The organism is Embleya sp. NPDC008237 (genome assembly GCF_042956465.1).
Classification (GTDB): Bacteria; Actinomycetota; Actinomycetes; order Streptomycetales; family Streptomycetaceae; genus Embleya.
The window spans coordinates 212,399-237,382 of sequence record NZ_JBIBGL010000016.1 but is presented as its reverse complement, the minus strand read 5'-3'; the positions used below and the strand labels follow the sequence as shown (position 1 = coordinate 237,382).

20 protein-coding genes and 3 pseudogenes are annotated in these 24,984 nt (G+C 72.4%); 11 read left to right on the top strand and 12 right to left on the bottom strand.

Going from position 1 to position 24,984, the window contains the following annotated elements; genetic code table 11:
• Positions 1–75: 75 nt before the first annotated feature.
• Positions 76–1,029: a GlxA family transcriptional regulator gene (locus tag ACFZBU_RS35400; protein ID WP_391587826.1), complete on the bottom strand. Its 954-nt coding sequence runs from the start codon at positions 1,027–1,029 to the stop codon at positions 76–78.
• 150 nt (positions 1,030–1,179) lie between these two features.
• On the opposite strand from ACFZBU_RS35400, the gene ACFZBU_RS35395 reads away from it, so the two are divergent.
• Together ACFZBU_RS35395 and ACFZBU_RS35390 are read left to right on the top strand one after the other, a co-directional pair.
• On the top strand, positions 1,180–1,725 hold the full coding sequence (locus ACFZBU_RS35395; protein WP_391587825.1) for a protease: 546 nt from the start codon (positions 1,180–1,182) through the stop codon (positions 1,723–1,725).
• Positions 1,726–1,894: 169 nt separating this feature from the next.
• A complete protein-coding gene (locus ACFZBU_RS35390) occupies positions 1,895–3,697 on the top strand; it encodes an ATP-binding protein (protein ID WP_391587824.1) in 1,803 nt (600 codons plus the stop codon).
• Positions 3,698–3,769: 72 nt separating this feature from the next.
• On the opposite strand, the gene ACFZBU_RS35385 is transcribed toward ACFZBU_RS35390, so the two are convergent.
• The 10 genes and pseudogenes from ACFZBU_RS35385 to ACFZBU_RS35340 all read right to left on the bottom strand — a co-directional run.
• Positions 3,770–5,962 (bottom strand): xanthine dehydrogenase family protein molybdopterin-binding subunit, encoded by a 2,193-nt coding sequence (locus tag ACFZBU_RS35385; protein ID WP_391587823.1) that lies wholly within the window; start codon positions 5,960–5,962, stop codon positions 3,770–3,772.
• On the bottom strand, positions 5,959–6,990 hold the full coding sequence (locus ACFZBU_RS35380; RefSeq protein ID WP_391587822.1) for an FAD binding domain-containing protein: 1,032 nt from the start codon (positions 6,988–6,990) through the stop codon (positions 5,959–5,961). The genes ACFZBU_RS35385 and ACFZBU_RS35380 overlap by 4 nt, the downstream gene beginning before the upstream one ends.
• Positions 6,991–6,996: 6 nt before the next feature.
• The gene (locus ACFZBU_RS35375) at positions 6,997–7,500 is read right to left on the bottom strand and encodes a (2Fe-2S)-binding protein (RefSeq protein ID WP_391587821.1); all 504 of its coding nucleotides are present in this window, start codon (positions 7,498–7,500) and stop codon (positions 6,997–6,999) included.
• 151 nt (positions 7,501–7,651) lie between these two features.
• Positions 7,652–8,536, bottom strand: coding sequence for an ABC transporter ATP-binding protein (locus tag ACFZBU_RS35370; RefSeq protein WP_391587820.1), 885 nt, complete (start codon positions 8,534–8,536; stop codon positions 7,652–7,654).
• Positions 8,533–10,371, bottom strand: a complete 1,839-nt coding sequence (locus ACFZBU_RS35365) for an ATP-binding cassette domain-containing protein (protein WP_391587819.1) — start codon at positions 10,369–10,371, stop codon at positions 8,533–8,535. The genes ACFZBU_RS35370 and ACFZBU_RS35365 overlap by 4 nt, the downstream gene beginning before the upstream one ends.
• Positions 10,368–11,336 (bottom strand): ABC transporter permease, encoded by a 969-nt coding sequence (locus tag ACFZBU_RS35360; RefSeq protein ID WP_391587818.1) that lies wholly within the window; start codon positions 11,334–11,336, stop codon positions 10,368–10,370. The genes ACFZBU_RS35365 and ACFZBU_RS35360 overlap by 4 nt, the downstream gene beginning before the upstream one ends.
• Before the next feature lie 76 nt (positions 11,337–11,412).
• Positions 11,413–12,966, bottom strand: coding sequence for an ABC transporter substrate-binding protein (locus ACFZBU_RS35355; protein WP_391587817.1), 1,554 nt, complete (start codon positions 12,964–12,966; stop codon positions 11,413–11,415).
• A 133-nt stretch (positions 12,967–13,099) separates the two neighbouring features.
• Positions 13,100–13,942, bottom strand: coding sequence for an alpha/beta fold hydrolase (locus ACFZBU_RS35350; protein ID WP_391587816.1), 843 nt, complete (start codon positions 13,940–13,942; stop codon positions 13,100–13,102).
• A 194-nt stretch (positions 13,943–14,136) separates the two neighbouring features.
• Positions 14,137–15,462 (bottom strand): annotated as a pseudogene (locus ACFZBU_RS35345) (O-acetylhomoserine aminocarboxypropyltransferase/cysteine synthase family protein); the annotation flags it as partial.
• Between the two features lie 336 nt (positions 15,463–15,798).
• Positions 15,799–16,623: pseudogene (locus ACFZBU_RS35340) on the bottom strand (isopenicillin N synthase family dioxygenase); the annotation flags it as partial.
• 457 nt (positions 16,624–17,080) lie between these two features.
• Here ACFZBU_RS35340 and ACFZBU_RS35335 point away from each other — a divergent pair.
• From ACFZBU_RS35335 to ACFZBU_RS35315, 5 genes and pseudogenes are all read left to right on the top strand, one after another.
• Entirely contained in the window at positions 17,081–17,191 is a 111-nt protein-coding gene (locus tag ACFZBU_RS35335) for a putative leader peptide (RefSeq protein WP_391587815.1), read from the top strand.
• Between the two features lie 384 nt (positions 17,192–17,575).
• Complete coding sequence (locus ACFZBU_RS35330; protein WP_391587814.1) at positions 17,576–18,925, top strand: bifunctional o-acetylhomoserine/o-acetylserine sulfhydrylase; 1,350 nt, start codon at positions 17,576–17,578, stop codon at positions 18,923–18,925.
• 27 nt (positions 18,926–18,952) lie between these two features.
• A pseudogene (locus ACFZBU_RS35325) lies at positions 18,953–20,056 on the top strand (homoserine O-acetyltransferase); the annotation flags it as partial.
• 410 nt (positions 20,057–20,466) lie between these two features.
• Positions 20,467–21,030: a rhodanese-like domain-containing protein gene (locus tag ACFZBU_RS35320; protein WP_391587813.1), complete on the top strand. Its 564-nt coding sequence runs from the start codon at positions 20,467–20,469 to the stop codon at positions 21,028–21,030.
• A gap of 289 nt (positions 21,031–21,319) precedes the next feature.
• Entirely contained in the window at positions 21,320–22,132 is an 813-nt protein-coding gene (locus tag ACFZBU_RS35315) for a polysaccharide deacetylase family protein (protein WP_391587812.1), read from the top strand.
• A gap of 18 nt (positions 22,133–22,150) precedes the next feature.
• On the opposite strand, the gene ACFZBU_RS35310 is transcribed toward ACFZBU_RS35315, so the two are convergent.
• Complete coding sequence (locus ACFZBU_RS35310) at positions 22,151–22,531, bottom strand: pyridoxamine 5'-phosphate oxidase family protein (RefSeq protein ID WP_391587864.1); 381 nt, start codon at positions 22,529–22,531, stop codon at positions 22,151–22,153.
• Here ACFZBU_RS35310 and ACFZBU_RS35305 point away from each other — a divergent pair.
• The 4 genes from ACFZBU_RS35305 to ACFZBU_RS35290 all read left to right on the top strand — a co-directional run bounded on the left by ACFZBU_RS35305 (position 22,530) and on the right by ACFZBU_RS35290 (position 24,951).
• Positions 22,530–22,760 (top strand): hypothetical protein, encoded by a 231-nt coding sequence (locus tag ACFZBU_RS35305; RefSeq protein ID WP_391587867.1) that lies wholly within the window; start codon positions 22,530–22,532, stop codon positions 22,758–22,760. The genes ACFZBU_RS35310 and ACFZBU_RS35305 overlap by 2 nt on opposite strands.
• 53 nt (positions 22,761–22,813) lie before the next feature.
• Complete coding sequence (locus tag ACFZBU_RS35300; RefSeq protein WP_391587811.1) at positions 22,814–23,398, top strand: TetR/AcrR family transcriptional regulator; 585 nt, start codon at positions 22,814–22,816, stop codon at positions 23,396–23,398.
• A 229-nt stretch (positions 23,399–23,627) separates the two neighbouring features.
• Positions 23,628–24,158 carry a SigE family RNA polymerase sigma factor gene (locus tag ACFZBU_RS35295; protein WP_391587810.1) on the top strand — a complete coding sequence of 177 codons (531 nt, stop codon included), beginning with the start codon at positions 23,628–23,630 and terminating at the stop codon, positions 24,156–24,158.
• On the top strand, positions 24,145–24,951 hold the full coding sequence (locus ACFZBU_RS35290; protein WP_391587809.1) for a hypothetical protein: 807 nt from the start codon (positions 24,145–24,147) through the stop codon (positions 24,949–24,951). Before ACFZBU_RS35295 ends, ACFZBU_RS35290 begins: the two co-directional genes overlap by 14 nt.
• Positions 24,952–24,984: the final 33 nt, after the last annotated feature.

Sequence of the window (24,984 nt, the reverse complement as noted above, 5' to 3'; positions counted from 1 at the left end):
CCGGCGCGGGCGCGTCGGTCGGGCAGCGGCCGGGCGTGGTCGGGCGTGGTCGGGGAGCGGTCCGCGGGGCGCGGGTCAGGTGTTACGGGTACGGAAGGCGCGGCGGTAGGACTGGGGGGTGGTGCCGATGATGCGTTTGAAGCGGTCGCGGAAGGCGGTGGGCGAGCCGAAGCCGGTCTCGGTGGCGATCCGGTCCACCGGGTGGGCGGTGGTTTCCAGGAGGTGCTGGGCTCGGCTGATCCGGACCCGGTGCAACCATTGCAGCGGGGTGGTGCCGGTCTGTTCCCGGAAGTGCCGGTTCAGGCTCCGCGCGCTCATTCCGGCCTGCGCGGCGATGTCGTCCAGGAGCAGTTCGCGGTCGCTGTGCTCGCGCAGCCAGCGGAGCAGCGGTTCCAGGCTCGCGCCGTCCGGGGCGGGTGGCTCGTGCACGATGAACTGGGCCTGGCCGCCCGCACGTTCGAGGGGCATCACGGCGTCCCGGGCACTGTCCGCGGCCACCGCCGAGCCGTGGTCGAGGCGGATCATGTACAGGCACAGGTCCAGACCGGCGGCGGCACCGGCCGAGGTGAGGATCGAGCCGTTGTCGATGTAGAGCACGTCCGGGTCCACCGCGATCTTGGGATAACACTCGGCCAACTTGGCGGTACCGAGCCAGTGCGTGGTGGCCCGCAGACCGTCCAGGAGGCCCGCCTCGGCGAGTACGAACGCGCCCACGCAGATCGACGCGATCCGGGCCCCGCGCGCCGCGGCCTGCCGCAGCGCAGCGACCGCAGCCGCGGGCGTGGGCTCGGTCGGGTCGGCCCTGCCGGGACAGACGATCGTGTCCGCCTCGGCCAGCGCCTCCAGCCCCCACGGCGCACGCAGCGTGAAGTCCCCGGCGTCCACGTCGGCCCCCGCCTCGAGCGCACACACGCGGACCCGATAGGCGGGCCGCCCATCCGGCAACCGGGTGCGTCCGAAGGCCTGGATCGGCGTGGTCAGATCGAACCCGATGACGCCGTCGAGGGCCAGAATGGCGACGGTATGCATGGCAATAATCTATGCGTCCACCCGATTCCCGCCAAAGCCGCCGCCTCGCCAAACACACCCGCCGGGCCCGGAATCGCCGTGGCGAGAATCCGTGGAACAGTGTCATTATTGCCACTCGTCGCGCCCCGTTGCCGCTTCTAGCCTCGGTCCGTGACCAAGTTCCTCCTCGCCATCCACGTCCTCGCCGCGATCGTCGCGATCGGACCCGTGACGGTCGCCGCGAGCATGTTCCCGCCCGCTGCCCGGCACGCCCTCGTCGACCCGCACGACGAACATGCCCTCGCGATCGTCCGCAACCTGTCCCGGATCTGCCGCATCTACGCCGTCGTCGGCGTCGTGGTACCGGTCTTCGGCCTGGGCGTCGCGCTGAACATGGACGTGCTCGGCGACACCTGGTTGATCGTCTCGATCGTGCTGACCGCGCTCGCCGCGGCGGTCCTGGCGCTGCTCGTACTGCCCCGGCAGGACGCCCTCCTGGCCACCATCACCACCACCGAGCCCGCGCCGACGACCGCCCTCGGACGCACGGCCGAACCCGCGCTCGCAGCCGCAACCGAACCCGCATCACCCGCGCAACCGTCGGCCGCGCACCGCGCCACCGTGCGGCTGGCCATGTTCACCGGCATCTTCAACCTGCTCTGGGCGACCGTGACGGTCCTGATGATCGTGCGCCCGGGCTCGACCACCGGCGCCTGACCCCCCGCCCCGGCCCCACACCCGACCCGTCCCCGACCCCACTCCACGCGGTACCCGATCACACGTCGCCACCAGGTGCAAGAATCCGCGATCCGGGCAGGTATCGGTCCTCGTACGATGTCCGGGCTCACGGCCGGCACGGCAGCGGGTTCGCGACGATGGGGACGATGTGGTGGAGCAACCGGACGAAGCCGACCCGCGATCGGGGTCGCCGACGCACGCCCCGCGCCGGCGGACGTGGGACACCCGACGCTGGTTGCTCGTGGGCGTGTCCGCGACGCTGGTCGTACTGGCCGTGCTCGCGCTGTCGGGCATCTGGGTGTTCGCGCGGTCGACCTCGGTCAACGGGCACCTGGTCGACCACAGTTCGCCGGCGCTGATCGCCGCGGTGCGCCTGGAGACCGCGTACGCCGACCAGGACGCCGCGATCCGGGAGCACATCCTGACCGGCAACGCACCCCTCCCGAACGCCTATTCGGTCGGCCTCGAGACCGAGCGCGAGCAGGTCGCCGTGCTGCACGAGCTGTTGCGCGACGACGCCCGCTCGATCGCCCGCCTGCGGGTGGTGCTCGAGCACGCCCGCACGTGGGAGGACCGGGTGGTCCGCCCGGCCCTGACCGTCCCGCCCGGGACGACGCCGCCGGCGGAGGTACGCGCGGCCGTCGCCGACCCGTCGCCCTATGCGGCGCTGCGCACGGCGACCCGCGACCAGGTGGACCGCCTCCAGCGTCAACGCGACGCCGCCCGGGCCGACCTCCAGGACGTCCGCGATCTGCGCACCTGGGTGTTCAGCGCGATCGCGCTGGTGATAGCGGCGGGTGCGATCATGGTGTTCGCGGGCCTGCGCCGCGGCGTCACGCTGCCGGTGGGCCGACTGGTGGCCGACGCTGACGCGGTGAGCCGGGGCGATTTCGGGCACGCGATCACCCCCACCGGACCTGCCGATCTGCGCGCCCTGGCCGAGGCGATGGAGGCGATGCGCCGCCGGCTCGCCGACGAGTTGGCCTTCTCCGACGACGCCCGGCGCCGCCTGGACGCACAGGCCACCGAGCTGCGCCGCTCCAACGCCGATCTGGAACAGTTCGCCTACGTCGCCTCGCACGACCTCCAGGAGCCGCTGCGCAAGGTGGCCAGCTTCTGTGGCCTCCTGGAGAAGCGCTATCAGGGGCAGTTGGACGAGCGTGCCGACCGCTACATCGCCTTCGCGGTGGACGGCGCGGTCCGGATGCAGGCCCTGATCAACGACCTGCTCGCGTTCTCCCGGGTCGGCCGCGGACCGGTGAACGAGACCTCGGTGGACCTGAACGCCGTGTACGAGACGGTCGTCGGCGATCTCGACATCGCGATCCGCGAGGCGGATGCCGAGATCACGCACGATCCGCTGCCCACCGTGCGCGGCGACCGCATCCAGTTGTCCGTGGTGTTGCAGAACCTGATCGCCAATGCGGTGAAGTTCCGCCGGCCGGACCGGCCGGTGCACATCGTGGTGGGCGCGGAGCAGGTGGACGGGATGTGGCGGATCTCGGTGACCGACGACGGCATCGGCATCGATCCGGCGCAGGCGGACCGCATCTTCGTGATCTTCCAGAGGCTGCACACCCGCGACGCGTATCCGGGCAACGGCATGGGCCTGGCCATGTGCAAGAAGATCGTCGAATTCCACGGCGGCACGATCGCACTGGACCCCGAACACACCACCGGCACCCGGATCACCTTCACCCTGCCCATCGCGACACCGGCCGACGCTGCACCGACCGTCACGACCCCCGCCGGCACAACACCGACCGTCACGACGCCCCCCAAGAAGCAGTCGCTCACCAAGAAGAAGTCGGTCACCAAGAAGCAGGCGCCTACCAAGAAGAAGGCGCCCGTCGAGGAGCAGACTCCGCCCCGGAGGCAGACGCCGACCGATCAGCAGGCGCCCGCCGAGGAGCAGACTCCGACCGAGAAGCAGGCACCCACCACGAGCTGAACGCCGACCGGCAGGAAAGCTCCCGCCGCGGGGCGGACTCCACCGGACGAGCCGACGCCGGCCGGTCGCGAGTCACCTGCCGACGGCCGAGCCGGTCACCACCCGGTCCGGCGTGATCGGCAGCGTACGCACCCGAACTCCGGTCGCGTGGAACACCGCGTTGGCGATCGCCGCCGCCGCGCCGACCACGCCGATCTCGCCCGCGCCCCGTGCGCCGAGATCGCTGATGTGCGGGTCCGGTTCGCCGACGAAGAGCACGTCCATCGTGCCGATGTCGGCGTTGACCGGCAGGTGATAGCCCGCCAGATGCGGCTCGACCACATGTCCGCGGCGCGGGTCGATCAAGGTCGCCTCCATCAGCGCCTGGGCCAGGCCGAAGGTCATCCCGCCGAGCAGTTGACTGCGCGCGGTACGCGGGTTGATCACCCGGCCGATGTCGAACGCGCCGACCATGCGACGCACCCGGACCGTACCGGTGAGCGCGTCCACCGCCACCTCGGCGAACTGCGCGCCGAAGGAGTGCACCGCATAGCGCGAGTTGGCGTCCGGGTGGTGGTGGCCGACCGCCGACACGGACGGCTCCCCCATCCGGGCCAGTTCGGCGACGAACGTCTCCGGGCCGAACTCGATCGCGTCGATCTCCCGTTGGTACAGCGGCGATTCGGGGTCGGCGACGGCCGCCGCGAGCAGGTTGTCGCGCACCGCCTCGCAGGCGCGCCGGATCGCCGGGCCCACGTAGGCGACGGTCTGCGAGCCGATCGACGGCGGCGCCTCGGGCAGATCGGTGTCGCCGAGTCGGACGATGATCCGCTCCGCCGGCAGGCCCAGCACGTCCGCGGCGATCCGGCCGAACACGGTGTACGTCCCGGTGCCGATGTCGTGCGACGCGACGCCGACCACCGCCGTGCCGTCGACGCGTAGTTCGGCGTAGGCCGAGGCGGCGCCGGGGTCCATCTCGTGGGTCGCCGACGCCATTCCGGTGCCGATCAGCACGTCGCCCTCGCGGCGGGTGCCGGGGGTGCGGTTGGCCGGGTCCCAGCCGAAGCGTTCGGCGCCCATCCGGTAGCACTCCCGAAGGTGCTTGCCCGACCACGGCCGGCCCGAGGACGGGTCCGCCTCGGCGTGGTTGCGCATCCGCAACTCGACCGGATCCAGGGCGAGTTCGTGGGCCAACTCGTCCAGCGCGGATTCCAGTGCGAAGGATCCCGGAGCCCGCCCCGGGGCCCGTTGGAAGGTCGGCGCCTGCATGTCCAGCCGGACGATGCGCTGACGGATCGTCACGTTCGGGCAGGCGTACAGGATCGAGGTGGGCCCACCGGTCGACTCGACCACGTTCTCGCCGGGCGAGGTGGCCGACGTGCCGTCGTGCCCGATCGCGGTCAGCCGGCCGTCCCGATGCGCGCCGAGCACGATCCGTTGGCGGGTCGCCGGTCGGGAGCCGCACGAGGTGAACATCTGCGGCCGGGTCAGCGCGAGCCGGACCGATCGGCCCACCAGTCGCGCCGCCGCCGCGGCCAGCAGTACGTGCGGCCACACCGTGCCCTTGCTGCCGAAGCCGCCGCCGACGAAGTCGGACAACACCCGCACGTTCGCCGCCGGCACCCCGAACGCGGTCGCCAGCGCGTCCCGCACGCCGTACACGTACTGCGTCGAGTCGTACACCGTGAGCCGGTCGCCCAACCAGCGCGCGGTGGTCGTGCACGGCTCCATCGGGTTCATGTGTTGCGGCGGCGTCTCGTAGTACGCCTCCACCGTCACGTCGGCCACCGCGAGGCCGGTCGCCAGGTCGCCGCGGACGATGTCCTCCCGACCCGGCGGGGTCTGCGGAATGGCGTCCTCGATCCGGACCAGCGGCGATTCGTGGCGGTAGCGGATGCGGATGCGCTCGGCGCCGGCCACCGCCTGTTCGAGCGTCTCCGCCACCACCATCGCGATGTGCTGCCCGTGATGGTGGATCACCGGGTCGGACAGCGGAACGCGGCCGTCGCCCATCGGGCCGCCGTCGGCCGAGTAGAACGAGGCGACCCGGCCGATGCCCAACGACCCGTCGGGGGTGCAGACCGCGAGCACGCCGGGTGCGGTCTCGGCGGCGGCGATGTCCATCCCGGTGATCCGGCCCTTGGCGATCGTGCTCTGCACCAGCACCGCGTGCGCAAGATCCGGCAACTCCACGTCGCCGGTGTAGGTCGCGGTACCGGTGACCTTGGCCGGGCCGTCCGCGCGGGGTTCGTCGGCGCCGATCCACGGGGTGGGGTGCGGGCTCATCGGTGATCCCCTTCCGCAGGGCCGGGGGCTTCGCCGGCGGCCGGGGGGTCGCCGGCCGTCAGGGTGCTCAGGGCGCGGGCGACGACGCGGCGGATCAGTTCGACCTTGTGGCCGTTGTCCCGGCCCGGCACGGCGCCCTCCGTGGCGGCGTCGCCCGCCCGGGCGAACGCACCGGTGCTCGGTGGGCCGCCGATCAGCGCCGCCTCGGCCGCGTACGCCCGCCACGGCGTCGTCGCCACGCCGCCGAGTGCGATCCGCGCGGCGCGTACCGTGCCCTCGCGCACCTCCAGGGCAACCGCCGCCGAGCACATCGCGAACGCGAACGAGGCCCGCTCACGCACCTTGAGGTAGTGCGAGTGGGCGCCGAGCACGGTCATCGGCACCTCCACCGCGGTGATCAGTTCGCCGTGGGTCAGCGTGGTCTCCCGCTCGGGGGTGTCCCCCGGCGGCAGGTGGAACGCCTCGATCGGCTCGACGCGCGGGCCGTTCGGGCCGTCGATCGACACCCGCGCCTCCAGCGCCAGCAGCGCGACGGCGAGGTCGGAGGGGTGGGTGGCGATGCACCGGCTGCTCGTGCCGAGCACCGCGTGGCCGCGGTGCTCGCCGTCCAGCGCGGCACATCCGCTGCCGGGCGTGCGCTTGTTGCACGGCATCGCGAGGTCGCGGAAGTATCCGCATCGGGTGCGCTGCAACAGGTTCCCGCCGAGCGTGGCCAGGTTGCGCAACTGCGGGGACGCGCCGGCCAGCAGCGCGCGGGAGAGTACCGGCAGGCGCTCGCGCACCACCGGATGCGCGGCGAGGTCGCTGTTGGGCACGAGGGCGCCGATCCGGAGCGTGTCCGTGGCCGCGTCCACCGTGATGTCCGCGAGCGGGAGTCGGCCGATGTCGACGAGTCGGGCCGGGGCGGCCACGCCGCACTTCATCAGGTCGACGAGGTTGGTGCCGCCGGCGATGTACATCGCGTCCGGGCCGAGGTCGGCCCAGGCCCGGGCGGGTTCGGCCGGACGGGTGTAGGTGAAGGAACGCATCGGGGCCTACCGTCCGGCCGCGGCGGCGATCGCCGCGACGATATTGGGATATGCGGCGCACCGGCACAGGTTGCCGCTCATCCACTCGCGGATCTCGTCGTCGTCACCGGTGTGGCCCTCGGCCAGGAGCGCGACGGCGGACATGATCTGGCCCGGCGTGCAGAACCCGCACTGGAACGCGTCGTGGTCGACGAATGCCTGTTGGACCGGGTGCAAGTCCCCTTCGGGGTCGCCGCCGAGGCCCTCGATCGTGGTCACGTCGCGGCCCTCGTGCATGAGCGCGAAGGTCAGGCACGAGGTGATTCGGCGGCCGTCGACCAGTACCGTGCAGGCGCCGCATTGGCCGAGGTCGCAGCCCTTCTTGGGGCCGGTCAGGCCGAGGTCTTCGCGCAAGGCGTCCAGCAGGGTGACGCGGGGGTCGATGCGAAGCGCTCGGACTACGCCGTTGACGCGGAGTTCGACGACTTCGGCTTCGGCTTCGACTTCGGCTGCGACTTCGTCGGCGGCCATGCTCCCTCCCGAGGGCACGCTCGGGGCCGTGGGCCCGGCCCGGGATCTTCGCTGGTACCCGAAGCCGGTGGCCTCACACTCGGGGTTCGGAAGCCGGGTGACCGCGAACGCCGGCCGGGCTGAAGGTGCCCGGACCGGGCCCGGAGTGGCCTCAGCAGGCGCCCGAGCCCTTGGCGGCCGGCGTGTTCCGGGGCGCCGCGACGTCCGGGGGTGCCGGCGCGTCCGTGGGGGTCGGCGCCTTCGGGGTCGGGAGGGTGGGGATGGCGTTGAGGAGGGTGCGGGTGTAGGGGTGTCGGGGGTTGCCGAGGACTTGGCGGGACGGACCGGATTCGAGGGCTTCGCCGGACTTCAGGACCAGGACGTGGTCGCACAGGTGTTGCACGACGCCGAGGTCGTGGGAGACCAGGATCAGGGAGAGGCCGAGGCGGGCGGTGAGGTCGCGGAGGAGGTCGAGGACCTGTGCTCGGACGGAGACGTCGAGGGCGCTGACCGGCTCGTCCGCGACCAGGACGCGCGGGTCGGGTGCCAGTGCCCGGGCGATCGCGATGCGTTGTCGTTGGCCGCCGGAGAACTCGTGCGGGTGGCGGGTGCGGGCCTGCGGATCCAATCCGACGGCCGCCAGCACCTCGTCCACGCGCGCGTCGTGGTCGCCCCCGACGCCGAGGCATTCGAGCGGCTCGGCCACGATGTCGCGTACGCGCAGGCGCGGGTCGAGCGAGCTCATCGGGTCCTGGAGGACGATCTGCACCTCGCGCCGGAACCAGGTCAGCGAGCGCGCCGGCCCGGGCCGGACCTCGCGGTCGCGGTAGCGCACCGTTCCCGCGTCGGCCCGGTCGAGCCCGAGCAGCAGCCGGATCAGGGTGGACTTGCCCGCGCCGGATTCGCCGACCACGCCGAGCGCACCACCCTCGACCAGTTCCAGGTCCACCCCGCGCAACGCGTATCGCTGCCCGGCCGGGCGCCACAACGACCGGCGCGGCAGACGATACGTCCGGGTCAGCCCCTCGGCGCGCAGCAGTACGGCGGGCGCGGTCACAGTGGTGCCTCCACGGACTCGGTCGAGGTACGGACGCCCGGCGTCGGCTCGACCGCATCGAAGTCGGCGTGGCGGGCGGCATCGGAGTCGGCACCGACAGTGGCTGCGCCGAAGGCGGTTGCGTCGAACGCCGTGGCCCGCGCCGCCGCCAGCAGCGCACGCGTGTAGTCCGCGTCGGCGTCGTGCAGGATGCGATCCAGCGGCCCCTGTTCGAGCACTCGACCGATCCGCAGCACCGCGATCCGATCGCTCACCCGGGACACCACCGCGAGGTCGTGCGTGATGAACAGCAGCGCGGTGCCCTGCCGGCGGGTCGATTCGTCGAGCAGCGCCAGGATGTCCCGCTGCACGGTGACGTCCAGCGCCGTGGTCGGCTCGTCCGCGATCAGCAGCGCGGGTCGGCAGGCGAGCGCGATCGCGATGCCCACACGCTGGCGCTGGCCGCCGGAGAGTTGATGCGGCCGGGCCCGGACCAACTCGGCCGGGTCCGGCAGGCCCACCTGCTCGGCCAATTCGATCGCCGCGAGGTCGGCCCGACGGCGGGTCATCCCCCGGTGCAGGCGCAGCGGTTCGGCGATCTGGCGGCCGATCCGCATGGTCGGGTCGAGTGCGGTGAGCGGCTCCTGGAAGACCATCGCGACCCGGTTCCCGCGGATTCGGGCGAGTTCACGTTCGCGCTTGCCGAGCAGTTCCACTCCGTCCAGGCGGATACTGCCGGTGACTTCGGCGCCCTCCGGCAGCAGGCCGAGCACGGCAAGCGCGGTGAGCGACTTGCCGGACCCGGATTCGCCGATCAGGCCCAGCCGTTCGCCGGGGGCCAGGGTCAGGTCGATGCCGTCGACCACGGTCCGTCCGGCGATCCGGATGGTGAGGTCGGTGACCTGGAGCAGCGCGCCGTCCGCCGGCAACGGCGCACGGGGCGCGTCCACTTCCTCGGACTTGCCGACGTCGTCGGTCCGGGGTTCGCCCGCGTGCCGGCGCAGTCGCGGATCGGTCGCGTCGCGCAAGGCGTCGCCGAGCAGGTTGAAGCCCAGGACGGACAGCGCGACTGCCAGTCCCGGCCAGACCACCAGCAGCGGCCGGGCCGAGATGTACGGCTGCTGGTCGTGCAGGATCCGGCCCCACGACACGGCGGGCGCGGGGCTGCCGTAGCCGAGATAGGACAGCGCCGCCTCGGTCAGCGAGGCGACGGCCATCACCAGGGAAAGCTGCACCAGCAGGGTGGGCGCGATGTTCGGCAGGATGTGCCGGCGTACCGTGCGCCACGTGCTCGATCCGCTCGCGGTCGCGGCGAGCACGTAGTCGGTGCCGTGCACCCGCTCGATCTCGGCGCGCGCGATCCGGGCCAGGTGCACCCCGAACGCGACGCCGATCGCGCCGGCCGCGGTCCACACCGATCCGCCGAACACGGCGGCCAGGATCATCGCGGTGAGCAGCGCCGGAAAGGCGATCGCGACGTCGATCAGCTGGACCACGCCGGCCGCGAACCGCCGCGGTCCCAGCGCCGCGGCCAGCGCGAGCGGCAGACCGAGCACGGCGGCGATGCCGGCCGAGGCGAGCGCGATCAGCAGGGTTTCCCGGGAGCCGACCAGGATCAGGCTGAACTGGTCGCGCCCGAGCATGTCGGTGCCGAGCACGTGTCCGTCCCGGAACGGGAGCAGCCAGGGCGCGTTCGGGTCGACGGCGGTGGGGTCGTACGGGGTCCACACCAGCGACAGCAGCACCGCGCCGACCAGGATCGCGACCAGTGTGCCGCCGATCAGGCCGTTGCGGTCGCGGACCAGCGCGCGCAGGACGGTACGGGTGGGCGAACCGGGCGCCCGCGGGGCCTTCATCCGGACACCTCCCGGGGGCGAACGTCCGCCAGGCGCGGGTCGATCAGCCGTTGTGCGACGTCCACCAGGAAGCCGACGAACAGCACGATCGCCACCAGGAGCATCACCTCGCCCTGCACCTTGACCAGATCGCGGTTGCCCACGTCGGCCACCAGCATCGAGCCGACGCCGGGCAGGGTGAAGACCTTCTCCACCACGATCGCGCCGACCAGGAGGGCGGCGACCTGCACGCCGAGCATGGACAACACCGGGCCGGCCGCGTTGCGCACGCCGTGCCGCAGCAGCGCGCCGGTGCGGGTCCGCCCGGCGGCCCGGGCGGTGCGCAGGTAGTCCCGGTGCAGCACGTCGAGGGTGGCCGAGCGCACGAACCGCAGCAGGACCGCGCCCTCGGACAGGGCCAGGGTCAGCGTCGGCAGCACCAGGCTGCGGGCCGCCTCGCCCGGGTCCGCCCAGCCGTCGACCGGGAAGCCCTGTGCGGGCAGCAGCGGCGTCTGCACGGCGAACAGCAGGATCAGCAACAGGCCCACCCACAACGTGGGCAGGGCGATGCCGAGTTGGCTCGCGACGCTGATCACGGTGCCGTCGCGACGCTCGCGGCGCACCGCCGCGAGCATTCCCAGCGGTACCGCGAAGGTCAGCGCGAGCAGCAGCGCGCCGACCACCAGCGGGCCGGTCACCCGCAACTTCTCGGCCAGTTCGCCGGTCACCGAGGAGCCGTTGAGCTGCGAGTGGCCCAGGTCGCCGGTGCGGACGTCGGTCAGCCAGGTCCAGTACTGCACGAGCAACGGCCGGTCCAGGCCCAGGTCGTGCCGGATCGCCCGCAGTTGCGCGGTGTCCGCGGTGATGCCGCCGACCGAGGTGGCGGCATCACCGGGCAGCAGCCGAAGCAGCGTGAAGGTCAGTACGCTCGCGCCGAGCAGGGACAGCGCGAGCAGTCCCAGTCGGCGTGCGACGAACACCGTCATGTCGGGCGCCGCTCTGCCGGTCGACGCGGGACGGGGCGTTGTACCGGTACCGGTCGGAACGGGCGGCTGCGGGCGGTCACTTGGTGATCCCGATGCCGGCGAGGTTGAGCCGGCTGCTGGTGTGGTGCTGTGGTGCGCCGCTGACGCCCTTGCGCACGACGGTCAACGTCTGCGCCTGGAACAGCCAGTCGGCGGCGGCGTCCTCGGTGACCTGGCGGCCGATCCTGGTGAGCAGCTCGGTACGGGTGCGCTCGTCGGGTGCGGCGACGGCCTGGGCGTACCATTCGCGCACCTGCGTGTTGTCGTAGCCGAAGTAGTAGCCGGGGGTGGCGAAGTTGGCGATGTCGTGCGGCTCGGCATGGTTGACCAGGCTCAGGTCGTAGTCCCGCGCCGTGTAGACCTCGCTCAGCCAGGCGGTGAACTCCTGTTGCTTGACCGTGAGTTCGATACCCGCTTCCTTGAGGTTGGCGACCAGCACGTCGCCGATCGCCGCGGGGTAGATGTTGGGGATCTTCAGGGTCAATTTGAGATTGGACACGCCCGCGTCGGCCAGCGCCTTCCTCGCCGCGGCGGCGTCGTGCGGGTCGATCGTGCTCAGGTCCTGGAAGCCCGGGTCGGAGGTGGGGATCGGGCCGCCGAGTCGGACGCCGGCCCCGCCGAGCGTCTTGATCAGCGCGTCCTTGTCGATCGCGCGCCGGATCGCGTGCCGCACGGCCGGGTTGTTCAGCGGCGGCTTGGCGTTGTTGATCGCCAACGTGTACTTGTCCGTGGTGGTGCCGCGCAGCACGGTGAACCTGTCGTTGCCGGTGAACGGCTGGAGCAGGGTGGCCTCGGCCGCCGTCTCGATGTCGGTCTGCCCGGTGGCCTGGGCGTTGTTCGCGGCGTTGCGGTCCGGGATGTAGCCGAGCACGACCTTGGCCACCTTGGCCTTGGGGCCCTTGTACGCGTCGTTGCGCACCAGGGTGATCGCCGAACCGCGCTGCCAGCCGTCCAGCTTGAACGGGCCGGTGCCGTTCTCCGCGGCGTCCAGCTTGGTGAAGTCGGTGCCCTTGCGGTAGACGACGCCGACCCGTTGGGTGAGCGCCCAGGTCAGGTTGGTGTCGCGCTGCTTGAGCGTGATCACCACGGTGGCCGGGTCGGGCGCCGCGACGTTCGCGATGGTGGCCAGGGTTTTTGCGTTCGGCTGCTTGGAGCCCGGCGCGAGCACCTGTTGCAGCGACCAGACGGCGTCCTCGGCGGTGACGGGCGAGCCGTCGTGGAAGGTGGCGCCGGGGGTGAGGTGGAAGGTGTAGGTGAGGCCGTCGGCGGAGGTCTCGAAGCCGGTCGCGAGCGCGGGCACGATCTTGTTGTCCGCGTTGGTGTCGACGCTGAGCAGGCCCTGGTAGACGTTGTCGAGCAGGACCTGCTCGACCGCGACACCGGCCGTGCTGGTCAGGTTGAGGCTGGTCGGCTCCAGCACCAGGCGCACCCTGGCCGTCGCGTTCGGGTCGAGCGCGCCGTCGGCGGGTGCCGGGGCCTGGGAGTCGGCACCGGTGGCGCCGGGGGTGGGCGTGCCGCCGGAGCCGCATGCGGCGAGGACCGGTCCGGCCAGGGCGAGGACGGCGGCTATGCGGAGCGCGGAGCGGCGCATGGTGGATCGATCTCCTTGCTGGAAAGGGCGTTCGGGGTGTGCCTCGCCCGGTGCTCGCCGGGCGGGCGGGTGTTCGGTGCCGGAAGGTGTTTCGGGGTGTGCCTCGCCCGGTGCTCGCCGGGCGGGCGGGTGTTCAGTCGCGCGCGGCGGCCAGGACGAACTCGGCGACCTCGTCGTGCACTCGGGCCCGGTCGTTTTCGGCGAGCACGTTGTGCAGGTCCCCCGGGAAGATCCGGGCCCGGGCGTTCGGCAGCGTCTTCGCGGCGGCCAGTACGGCGCTCGCGGGGGCGAGATCGTCCGCCTCGCCGTGGACGAAGAGCACCGGCCGGGTGATCGTGCCGGCGGCGATCAGTGCGGCGATTCGCTCGCCGCCCGCCTCCAGCGCGTCCAGGGTCTCCGGGCGCAGGCCGCCGGACCACACCAGCGGGTCGTTGCGCAGCCGTTCGGCGTACTCGGTGTTCCCGCACAGCTCGCTCGGGTCCTTGCGCAACGACATCGGGTCGATGCCGTGCTCCGCCAACAGCCTGCGCAGGCCGCTCTCCCCCGCCGACAGGCCGGTTCCGGCGCCGGCCAGGACGAGCGCGCGGGCGGGTGCGGCGGCGGCGCGGGTGCCCGCGAGGAGCAGCGTGACCGCCGAGCCGAGCGAGTGGCCGGCCAGGATCAGCGGTACGCCGGGGCGGCCGGTTGCGATGCGTTCGAGGATCAGCTCGGCGTCGTCGGCGAGCGCGTCCAGGCTTTCCACCAGGACGCGGGTGCCGGCACTGAGGCCATGGCCGATCTGGTCCGGGGCCCACACCTCGATCCCGTCGGCGTTCAGACGGTGCGCCAACGGCTCGTGCAGACCGGCGTGTTCGCCCAGACCGTGCAGGAACAGCACGACCGCGACGGGCTCGTCGTCTGCCGGCCACACCCGCAGGTGGAACTCGCCGCGCGCACCGCGGATCCGGCTTTCGTGTACGGCCTGACGCGTCGTCATCGCACGCCCTCCGTCGCGCTCTCGGCGCGAACAGGGGCGGCGGAACGGGCGCCGGTGGCGGCGGGGTTGTCGGCGTCGGCGTGGACGGCCGCGTCGGCACCGGCACCGGCCTCGACCTCGGCACCGGGGCCGGGGCCGGTGCCGGTGCCGGTCTCGATACCGACGCCGCTTCCGGCACGGGCGCCGCGCTCGGTCGCTGCGGCCAGGCCGCGGTCCAGGTCGGCGAGCAGGTCGTCGATGCCTTCGAGGCCGATGGACAGCCGGACCAGTCCCGGGGTCACGCCGGCGTGTGCCTGCTGCTCCGGATCCAGTTGCGCGTGCGTGGTGGACGCGGGATGGATGGCCAGGCTGCGTGCGTCGCCGATGTTGGCGAGGTGGCTGAACAGCCGCAGTCCCTCGACGAATCGCCGACCCGCGGCCAGGCCGCCGGCCAGGTCCAGCGAGAGCACGGCGCCCGCGCCGCGCGGCAGGTAGCGCTTCGCCGCACCGTGCCACGGGCTGGTGGGCACGCTGGGGTGGTCCACCCGCAACACCTCGGGTCGCGCGTCGAGCCAGGCCGCGACCCGTTCGGCGTTGGCGGTGTGCCGCTCGATCCGCAACGACAACGTCTCGATGCCCTGGAGCAGCAGGAAGCTGTTCAGCGGGGACACCGCCGGGCCCAGGTCGCGCAGCAGCCGCACCCGCAAGCGCAGCGCGTAGGCGATCCGGTCGGCGCCGAACCGCTCCCAGAAGGACAGTCCGTGGTAGGTCGGATCGGGCGCGACCAGGCCGGGATAACGATCCGGGTGGGCGCCGAAGTCGAACGTGCCGCCGTCCACCACGATTCCGCCGATCGCGGTGCCGTGGCCACCGAGGAACTTGGTGGTCGAGTGCACCACGATGTCCGCGCCGTGCTCGAACGGGCGCAGCAGGTACGGCGTCGGCACGGTGTTGTCCACCACGAACGGCACGCCGGCCTCGTGCGCGATGCCGGCCACCGTGGCCAGGTCCAGCACGTTGCCGCGCGGGTTGCCGACGCTCTCGCCGAACAGTGCCCTGGTCCGCGGCCGGATCGCCGCGCGCCACGCGTCCGGGTCGTCCGGGTCGTCGACGAAGGTGACCTCGATACCCAGGTCGGCAAAGGTGTGTTCGAGCAGGGTGCGGGTGCCGCCGTACAACGAGGCCGCCGCGACCAGGTGGTCGCCGGCCCGGGCCAGGTTGAGCAGCGCGAGGGTGGTGGCGGCCTGGCCGCTGCCCACGGCCACCGCCGCGGTGCCACCTTCGAGGGCGGCGATCCGCTCCTCCACCACGGCGGTAGTGGGGTTGGACAGCCGGGTGTAGGCGTGCGTCTCCAGGTCGGTGAGCGCGAACGTGTCGGCCGCGTGCGCCGCGTCCCGGAAGACGTAGCTGCTGGTCTGGTAGATCGGCACGGCGCGGGCGCCGGTGCCCGGATCGGGTCGGGCGCCCGCGTGCACCTGAAGGGTCTCGAAAGCCGGCCCGGCGGCGGGAGTTCCGCCCACCGGGGCGACATCGGGTATCACGCTCGGCGACCCGGAGTGGGAGGCCGCCCCCACCGACCCCACGGATCCCGCGCGCGGCGACGCGGCGAGGGATTCCGCGCCCGCCGAGTCGGCGCCCGGAGTCGCGCCCGACGCCGCGGCATCGGTCGTGCCCCCGGCCGGCTGCGCCGGGAGTCGGTCCGCCCACCAGCGCTCGACCACGCGCGGATGCGAACGCAGCCAGCCGATCAGCGCGTTCTCGCCGTACGCGGGCTTGAGCGGATTGTTCGGGTCCTCGGTGACACCGTCCGCCACCGCGGCCAACTCGGCGGGCAGGGTGAGTGGTTCGACCACCGCGTCCAAGCGCGGGCCGAGGAAGAACGGCAGCGAATAGCGGTCCACGCCGGGCTGCGGTGCGATCACCCGGTGCTGCGTGGCGCGCAGATAGCCCCGCGTGGCGATCTCCAGCATCTCGCCGATGTTGAACACGAACGCGTCCGGCAGCGGCGTGGCATCGATCCACGATCCGTCCCGGGCCTGCACCTGAAGGCCGCCGACGTCGTCCTGTTGCAGCAGCGCCAGGTACCCGTAGTCCTTGTGCGCACCCACCCCCTGGTCCACGTCGGCACTCGGTCGACCGGGATAGTGCACGACCTTGACGTGTACCGCGGCCTCCTCGTCGAACCACTCGTCGAAGTAGCCGCTGTCCTGACCCAGCGCCGCGGCCAGCGCGCGCAGCACCTCACGGCTGACCCGCAGTGCCTCGTCCTGCCAAGCGAGCACCGTCTCGCGCAGCTCCGGCAGCGCGGCCGGCCACTGGTTGGGCCCGATCAGACGCAGATAGGCCGGGTCGTCCGGGCCGAGCGTGAGCGCGGCGCGCTCCGGGCCGATGTCGAGTTGCTCGCGCCAGTCGGGGCCGCCCCGGGTGTACTCGGTGCCGGTGCGGGTGTAGCCGCGGAACTGCGGCGAGTTGACGTTCTCGACCGCGAGCCGGTCCGCCTCGGGCAGCGCGAAGAAGCGCTTGGAGACCTCCAGGGCACGGGCGCGCAGCTCCGGGTCGACGCCGTGGCCGACCACATAGAAGAAGCCGATCTCACGTGCGGCGTAGCGCAGTTCGGCCAGGAAGGCGGCCGAGTCCGCGGCAGGGTCGCGGAATCGGGAGATATCGATCACGGGGAGGGTGGGCGGTGCGGTGGTTGCCATGACTGGGTCCTCGGTACAGCCTCGGTCCGAGCACGCCGGGCGGCGGCCCGGGACGGGCCGAACACGGCGGGACGAACCTGCGGCGGGTGGGGCAGGATCGGGTGCGAAGGCGGCGCGGCACGGAAGGCGGCGACGCGGCAGGGCCGGGCCCGGGCGCGGCGGACCGACGAAGGTCACGCGGGGCGGGGGCACGCTCTGCTCATTCGGCGGCGGCAAGCCGCACGAACGCAGGGTTCAGCGACAGATCTGGTCGAAGTGGTCGGCTCGTCGACCCACCCAGAAGGGGTCGAGCAGCGCGGAAGCGACCTGACGCGGAGTCATGGCGGTGATGTAAGCACGAGGAAGGCGCATCGGTCCAGCCGAAACCACTCGCGCCCGCACCCGAACCGCCCGTGGGACTGCCCGCCGGGTCGCGTGGCGGCTCTTTCCCGGGTCCTGTGGGCAACCCCGTGGCGCAATGCCGGTCGGGCCGCCTAGACTCGCGGCCATGTCCAGTCCCATGCTCGTCAGTCGCCGCCACGTGGATCTCGTGCGCGTGACCAGCATGGCGTGTCGAATGTCCCACTGAACCTCGGTGACCGTTTCGGTCCCGATGGTTCGCGCGGTGTGTGAGTCCGGGCGCTGACCCGCCGACTCCCCGCGTCCCGCTCCCGCTCTTTCCACCCGGGCCCGCTGCGTCCGGTCCTCGTTCGCGGATCACCGTGTGGCGAGCCGGTTCGGCGCGCCCGCGGTCGATCGCGCGTACCCGATCGCCACTACCCGCGGCGTGCTTCCGCCGGGCTGCCCCGGCCTGCCGCGCGCCGTTCCGTCCTGCTTCGTCCTGCTCCGTCCTGCTCGGACAGAGCGCCCGTCCGTCGAGTGCCCGACTGCCGTGCACCCGAAATCACCGAGCGCCGAGCACAGGCGCACCCGACAACGCCGTCGACTCCCTTACCCCGCAAGGAGTTTCCCGATGACCCTCGAAGCAACCGACGCGCCGCCCAGCATCGAAACCGTGCCCGCCGACGACCCGGCGGCGTGGTCCTTCGAGACCCGCCAGGTGCATGCCGGCGCCTCGCCCGACCCGACCACCGGGGCCCGTGCGGTGCCGATCTACCAGACCACGTCGTTCGTCTTCCGGGACACCGCGCACGCCGCCGGGCTGTTCGACCTGTCCGAGGAAGGACACATCTACACCCGGATCCACAACCCGACGACCGACGCGCTGGAGCAGCGCGTGGCCGCCCTGGAAGGCGGCGTTGCGGCGGTGGCGACCGCGTCCGGGCAGGCCGCGACCACGTTGGCGGTGCTCAACCTCGCGGGCGCCGGCGACCACATCGTGTCCAGTTCGTCGCTGTACGGCGGCACGTACAACCTGTTCCACTGGACGCTGCCCAAGCTCGGCATCGAGGTCACCTTCGTCGACGACCCGGACGACCCGGACGCGTGGCGCGCGGCGATCCGACCGGAGACCAAGCTGCTGTTCGCCGAGACGCTGGGCAACCCGCGCGGCAACGTGCTCGACGTGTCGGCGGTGGCCGATTTGGCGCACGCCGCGGGCCTGCCGCTCGTGGTGGACAACACGGTGCCGACGCCGTATCTGCTCCGGCCGCTCGAATACGGCGCGGACGTCGTGGTGCACTCGGCGACCAAGTTCCTCGGCGGCCACGGCACCGCGATCGGCGGGATCGTGGTGGACGGCGGCACGTTCGACTTCGGTGCCCACCCGGACCGCTTCCCCGGCTTCTCCGAGCCGGACCCGAGCTACAACGGGCTGCGCTACTGGCCGGACCTGGGCCCGGGGGCGTACGCGGCCAAGTTGCGGGTGCAGTTGTTGCGCGACGTGGGCGCCTCGATCGCGCCGCTGACCAGCTTCCTGCTGCTCCAGGGCCTGGAGACGTTGTCGCTGCGGATCGAGCGGCACGTGGCGAACGCGAGCGCGTTGGCCGAGTGGTTGCAGGCCCGGGACGAGGTGGAGACCGTGCACTACGCAGGTCTCCCGAGCAGCCGGTGGTACGACGCGGGCAAGCGCTATCTGCCGCGCGGTGCCGGTGCGATCGTCGCGTTCGAGCTCAAGGGCGGGATCGAGGCGGGCCGCCGATTCGTGGAGGGCCTGTCCCTGTTCAGCCACCTGGCCAACATCGGTGACGTGCGCAGTCTGGTGATCCATCCGGCCGGCACCACGCATGCGCAGCTCACCGACGCGGAGCGGCTGGCCACCGGGGTCACCCCGGGCCTGGTCCGGCTCTCCGTCGGCATCGAGGGCCTGGCCGATCTGCGCGCCGACCTGGTGGCCGGCCTCCGCGCCGCACAGGCGCACTAGCCGCGAATCCGGACGGAACGGCTCACCATGTCGCATGCCACGCCCACCACTCCCGCCACCCCGGCGGGGCCGCGCTCCCTGACCCTGCCGCAGCCGTTGTGGACCGAATCCGGGCAGGTGCTGCCCGAGGTCCATGTCGGCTACGAGACGTGGGGCCGGCTCGCCCCGGACCGCTCCAACGCGGTTCTGGTCCTGCACGCGCTGACCGGGGACAGCCACGTCGCCGGGCCCGCCGGGCCGGGGTTCCCCACCCCGGGGTGGTGGGACGGCCTGATCGGGCCGGGCCGCGTGCTGGACACCGATCGGTACTTCGTGGTCGCCCCGAACGCGCTCGGCGGCTGCCGCGGCACCACCGGACCCGCGTCGCCCGGGCCGGGCGGCCGGGCCTGGGGAAGTCGCTTTCCCCGGTTGACCGTTCGCGATCAGGTCGCGGCGGAGGCGGCCACCGCCGACCTGCTCGGCATCGAGCGCTGGGCGGCGGTGGTGGGCGGGTCGATGGGCGGCATGCGTGCGGTGGAGTGGGCGGTGACGCACCCGGACCGGGTCGGCGCGCTGTTCCTGATCGCCACCACCGCGGCGGCGAGTGCGGAGCAGATCGCGTGGTGCTCGACCCAGGTGCACGCCATCCGGGCCGATCCGGGCTGGGCCGGCGGCGACTACCACGACCGGCCGGCCGAGTCCGGGCCCTGGCGCGGGCTCGGCCTGGCCCGGCGGATCGCGCACGTCACGTACCGCAGCGAAACCGAGTTGGCCACCCGGTTCGGCCGGGACCGGCAACCCGGCGACGCCCCGCCCGGGCGGTACGCCGTGGAGTCCTACCTCGACCACCATGCCGCCAAGCTGGCCGCACGCTTCGACGCGGGCAGCTACGTCAGCCTCACCGAGGCGATGAACAGCCACGACGTGGGCCGGGATCGCGGCGGCGTGGCCGCGGCCCTGGCCCGGGTCACCGCACCGACCGTGGTCGCGGCCGTGGACAGCGACCGGCTGTACCCGCCGAGCCAACAGCAGACCCTCGCCGACGGCATCCCGGGAGCGGGTCCGCTACGGGTGGTCGAGTCGCCGTACGGCCACGACGGCTTCCTGATCGAACTGGATCAAGTGGCGCCACTGATCGCGGAGTTGCTGGAACGGACGGCCGACACGGGCCGGAGCGAGGCTCCGGAGGGAACCTCGGAGCCGACCACTGCCCCGGACCCGGGACCGGGTCCGGGTGGTCCGGGTCCGGCCCGGGTCCCGGCCTCGCCTCCGGCTCCGCCGTCCGCTCCGGCCCCCGACCCGGCGTCGCACCATTCCCGGGACCGCAACAGGGACCGGGACGGAAACGGAGGCAGGGATCACGACAGGGACCGAGATCAAGGGCGGACCGGAATCCTGAGCCGGACCCGGAACACCGAGCTCGACCCCACCGTTACCCGAAGGTAGTCACAACCGGCAGGTAGCGTTCCACATTGCCGCCCGGTGTCCGACCGAAGGATCCACCGCGAACCGGTGCACCCCTCCCGGTCCGGCGCCGGGCTCCGTCGAAAGGCCCGATCACCATGACCGCCCTGGCCCCCGCGCAGGTCCGCGCCCGGCTGACCGAGTTCACCGTGCTCGACGTGCGCACCCCCGGCGAGTACGCGACCGGGCACATCCCCGGCGCGCACAACGTCCCGCTGGACCGGCTGCGCGAGGCGGTACCGGTGCTCAAGCGGGCCGAACACGCCGACCTGCTGATCGTCTGCGCATCCGGAGCCCGCTCGGAGCGCGCCCGCGCCGAGCTGACCGCCGCCGGCATCGAGGCCGCGCACCTGACCGGCGGCACCTCGGCCTGGGTCGCCGACGGTCACGCCCTGGACGGCCCGATCGGCGCCCGCAACGTGTGGCCGATGGAACGTCAGGTCCGGCTGGCCGCGGGGACCCTGGTCGTCCTCGGCCTGGCCGCCGGCCGCCGCTCGCCCAAGGCCCGCCTGCTGGCCGGCGCCATCGGCTCCGGTCTGATCCTCTCCGCCGTCACCAACACGTGCGGCATGGCGTCGGTGCTCGGCAGGCTCCCGTACAACCGCCCCGCCGCGGAAGCCCCCGACCTGGCCGGCACGCTCACCGCCCTCGACCGGACCTGATCGCACCCGATCCGGCGTGGCCCGAGGAGGCGCGGGCCGGGGCGGCGCCCACCCGACCGACCGGAAGCCGCCCGGGCCCGCGCCTCCTCGGAGCACGCCGCGTTGCGTTGCGGCAGGTCGGGTCGGGTCGGATCGCGCCGTGTCCCGCGCCCCGCGCGCCGCACGTCTGCGGCTGGTCGACAACGCACAAAGTCGCCGCAAAATGGGTCGCCGGTACGGAACCCTTCGTTGGATCCGGTCGTGTTCGCAAGCGTGTCCTCGCTTTCGAACAGTGCTGGGAGTCAAACCGGTGACAAGCCTCAACACCCGTCGTGGCCTGCGTAATCTCACCGTTCTCGCCGTTGCCGGCGTGCTCGCGGTGGGCACCGCAGCGTGCTCCTCGGACTCCGACGACAAAGCGGCCGAGCCCGGTGGGCGGGAGGGGGCGGCCGAGACCGGGCCGACCCCCTCCGACGCACCGACGGCGGCCGATCCGAACGCGTCGGTACCGCCGCCGCTGGTGCCGGACGCGCTGGTGCGCAGGACCGCGGCCGGCGGCCGTACCGTCGCGTTGACCTTCGACGACGGGCCGAGTCCACAGTGGACGCCGCAGGTGCTCGCGCTACTGAAGGAGTACCGGGCCAAGGCCACCTTCTGCATGTTGGGCCCGAACGCGAAGGCCAATCCGAAGCTGGTCGAGGAGGTCGTCGCGAACGGCAACCGGCTGTGCGACCACTCGGTCACCCACGACGAGGGCATCGCCAAGCGCCCGCTGTCCCGGATCAAGTACGAGATCACCACCGCGCACGACCAGATCGTCGCGGCGGCCGGTCCCGGGGCCAGGGTGGACTGGTTCCGCGCACCCGGCGGCGACTGGTCCCCGCAGGTGCGTGCGATGGCGGCCGGATACGGCATGCGCTCGCTGGACTGGTCCGACGACACGCGCGACTGGCAGCGTCCCGGCGCGGACAAGATCCTGGCCACGGCCGAAAAGGAGCTCAAGCCCGGCGGGATAATCCTGATGCACGACGCGGGCGGCGACCGCGCGCAGACCCTGGCGGCGCTCAAGCAGCTGTTGCCCTGGCTGGTTCAGCAGGGGTACACCTTCGACTTCCCGGCCTGACCGCGGTCGTGCACATCGCTACGGCAGCTGCGACACCGCCGAGACCAGCCCATACGGGTCCGGGTGGATTCCGGCGGTGAAGTCGATCAGTTCCACTCGGTGCGGCACCAGGCGTATGAGCGCGAAGTCGCCGCCGGTGGGCCCGGCCGGGAAGAACGGCCGCAGCGTCTCGTCCCAGTGGTCCATCAACTCCGGTCCTGTACAGATGAGTTCGGCACGCCCGTAGAACGTCGCGTAGGCCACCGCCGCGCGATCCTCGACCGAGTAGGACACCTCCGGCCGGGCGACCAGGTCGATTGCCTTGCGTGAACGCGGACTCGTGCCGATCCGGATCGTCGCGTCGTCGTCGACCGCGAGATGTTGCACCAGGCGCACGTTCGGCGCGCCGGCTGCGCCGATGGTGGCCAGAAAGCCGAGCGAATACGAGCGCAGGATGCGCAGCGCCGCATCGACCGGGTTCGGGACGCCGGGCGGTGAGGTGGGGGATATCGGGTGCCCCGAGGGTGTCGACGCCGTTGCTGCGGTCGACGAAGCCCGTGCGGCCCGTGAAGTCGGTGAAGTCGGTGAAGTCGGTGAAGTCGGCATGCTGCACCATCAATCATTCGCCGTATTGGTCGATCCATACTAGAATCGTGATTCCAGAAAACGCCAAGCGGCGGACAGTGTCAAGGACGGATGCGCATGGGCCGCAAACCGAGATTCACCGATGACGACTTCCTCGACGCCGCGCTCCGGGTCATCGCCCGCACCGGCGCCGGCGCAGTGACCGTCGCGGCGGTGGCCGCCGAGGCGGGTGCCCCGGTCGGGTCGGTGTATCACCGCTTCGCGTCGCGTGACCTGCTGCTGGCCCGCCTGTGGGTGCGCACGGTACGGCGCTTCCAACAGCCGTTCCTGACCGCACTCGCCGACCCCGACCCGGACCGGGGGGCCACCCGCGCGGTCCGGGCCGTGTTCGCCTGGGTGCGCGAACACCCGGACGAGGCAGCCGTGTTGCTCCTGCACCGACGCGAGGACCTGATCGCGCGTTGGCCCGACGAACCGGGCTCGGAGTCGACCACGCTCAACGATGCCTTGGCCGACGCGCTGCGGACGCACACGCGCGCGCGCTTCGGCCGGGTCACCTCGGTCGCGCTGGAGCGGGTCACCTTCGCGCTGGTGGACATCCCGTACGCGGCGGTCCGTCGTCACCTGGCGGCCGGCCGCACGCCGCCCGCGTCGATCGAAGGCACCGCCCTGGCCGCTTCCCGAGCGGCGCTCGACACTTGATCCCCGGGCGGGAGAACCGGCACCTGCCGGCAGCGTCGCCCGCACCACGCCGCGTCCGGTGCCCCGATCGCCGTCGAAACCGGCCGAAACGACGCCTACGGGCCGTCGTCCTGCCGTGCCCCCGTCCGCCTGCCGCGCGGGACCCGCCCGGGAATCCGCAGCAGAAACACCCGGGAAGCAGGCAACCTTCCGCGACCACTCGGTGCTCTGTGCGTTCGGAGGTGGCCGAGTGAAAGCCGAAGAAGTCGCGGAATTCCGGGCGTTCGTCGAGTCCCGCTGGAGCGGACTGGTGCGAACCGCCTACCTGCTGACCGGCGATCACGCCATCGCGGAGGATGTCGCTCAAAGCGCCTTGACCAAGACATATGTGAATTGGCGTCGAGTCCGAGGGGCGGACAATCCGGACGCCTATGTGCGGCGCATCCTGGTGAACGCCAACATCCGCCGCTTTCGCAAACGGCGGGTGGCCGAGCAGTTGCGGGCCGAATTGCCGCAGCGAGTCGGTGAAGACCCGTACGTTCGGGCCGATCAACGGCAGATGTTGCGCACCGCGCTCGCCGATCTGCCGGGCCGTCAGCGCGCCGTCGTCGTCCTGCGCTACTGGGACGATCTGCCCGAGGCGGAGGTGTCCCGGATCCTCGGCTGTTCACTCGGCACCGTCAAGAGTCAGGCCGCCAAGGGACTGGCCAGGCTGCGCGCCCACCCGGGGCTTGCCGGGATCCGCATGCGAGACGAGGAGTACGCAGATGACCGGGCCTGACCAGGCACGATGGCTACGGGCCGAACTGGCTGCCGGGGTCGCGGACCTGCCACCGAGCGTCGCACCGATCGACCGGATCGAGCAGGGCGGCCGACGTGCCCGGCACCGGCGTACCGCGCTGATCGGTGCCTCGGTCGCCGCGGTGGTCGCGGTCTCGGCGATGACCGTCGCGTCCCTGTCCGGATCGAGCACCCGGGCGAGGGGGCCGGCGCGCGACGCTCCGCCGGCGTCGGCCACCGTTCCCGCGCAGCCCGAACGGCCCGCGACCGTGGCCGAGGTGCCCCGGCGGAACCTGATCGCCTCGGGCGAGTTCGCCGGACACCGCTGGGAACTGGTGCATTCGCCGGAGGCCGAGCCGCGAGCGTGGAGCGCCGGGCCGCGGTGCGACGTGGGCGAGTTGTTCCTCGACGGGCACCTCGACAACCGGGGTGGCGAGTGGTGCGAGCCGAGTCGGGGAGGTTCCGCGGAGTCGGATCATCACCTCCTGAGCGTCGCCTCGATCGCCGTCGGCGACACCTCGCTGTACCGGCCGGGCGTCGGTCCACTGGGGACGATCACCGTCGGCCGCGTGTCCCGCGACGTCGCCGCGGTGACCGCGAGGTTCGAGGACGACAAACCTGCGATCACCGTGCAAACGGTCGCCTACGGCGGCGCGGCGGACGGGACGAGGGTCTTCACGATCCAGGTCCCCAGTGGTGCCGGTTACAGCAGGGGCGGCTCGCTGCACTTTCTCGACGCACGGGGCCGCGAGGTCGAGGCCGTCACGGACATCGCCCTCAGTGCCGCCAAGTAGCCTCTCCCGTCGGTTCACCCCGATCGCGCCCGC

Coding starts and splice junctions, on each gene's coding strand:
- ACFZBU_RS35400 (WP_391587826.1), bottom strand. CDS start 1,029: ATGCATACCGTCGCCATTCTGGCCCTCGACGGCGTCATCGGGTTCGAT.
- ACFZBU_RS35385 (WP_391587823.1), bottom strand. CDS start 5,962: ATGAGCCCGCACCCCACCCCGTGGATCGGCGCCGACGAACCCCGCGCG.
- ACFZBU_RS35380 (WP_391587822.1), bottom strand. CDS start 6,990: ATGCGTTCCTTCACCTACACCCGTCCGGCCGAACCCGCCCGGGCCTGG.
- ACFZBU_RS35375 (WP_391587821.1), bottom strand. CDS start 7,500: ATGGCCGCCGACGAAGTCGCAGCCGAAGTCGAAGCCGAAGCCGAAGTC.
- ACFZBU_RS35365 (WP_391587819.1), bottom strand. CDS start 10,371: ATGAAGGCCCCGCGGGCGCCCGGTTCGCCCACCCGTACCGTCCTGCGC.
- ACFZBU_RS35360 (WP_391587818.1), bottom strand. CDS start 11,336: ATGACGGTGTTCGTCGCACGCCGACTGGGACTGCTCGCGCTGTCCCTG.
- ACFZBU_RS35355 (WP_391587817.1), bottom strand. CDS start 12,966: ATGCGCCGCTCCGCGCTCCGCATAGCCGCCGTCCTCGCCCTGGCCGGA.
- ACFZBU_RS35350 (WP_391587816.1), bottom strand. CDS start 13,942: ATGACGACGCGTCAGGCCGTACACGAAAGCCGGATCCGCGGTGCGCGC.
- ACFZBU_RS35335 (WP_391587815.1), top strand. CDS start 17,081: ATGCCGGTCGGGCCGCCTAGACTCGCGGCCATGTCCAGTCCCATGCTC.
- ACFZBU_RS35330 (WP_391587814.1), top strand. CDS start 17,576: ATGACCCTCGAAGCAACCGACGCGCCGCCCAGCATCGAAACCGTGCCC.
- ACFZBU_RS35320 (WP_391587813.1), top strand. CDS start 20,467: ATGACCGCCCTGGCCCCCGCGCAGGTCCGCGCCCGGCTGACCGAGTTC.
- ACFZBU_RS35305 (WP_391587867.1), top strand. CDS start 22,530: ATGGTGGCCAGAAAGCCGAGCGAATACGAGCGCAGGATGCGCAGCGCC.
- ACFZBU_RS35300 (WP_391587811.1), top strand. CDS start 22,814: ATGGGCCGCAAACCGAGATTCACCGATGACGACTTCCTCGACGCCGCG.
- ACFZBU_RS35290 (WP_391587809.1), top strand. CDS start 24,145: ATGACCGGGCCTGACCAGGCACGATGGCTACGGGCCGAACTGGCTGCC.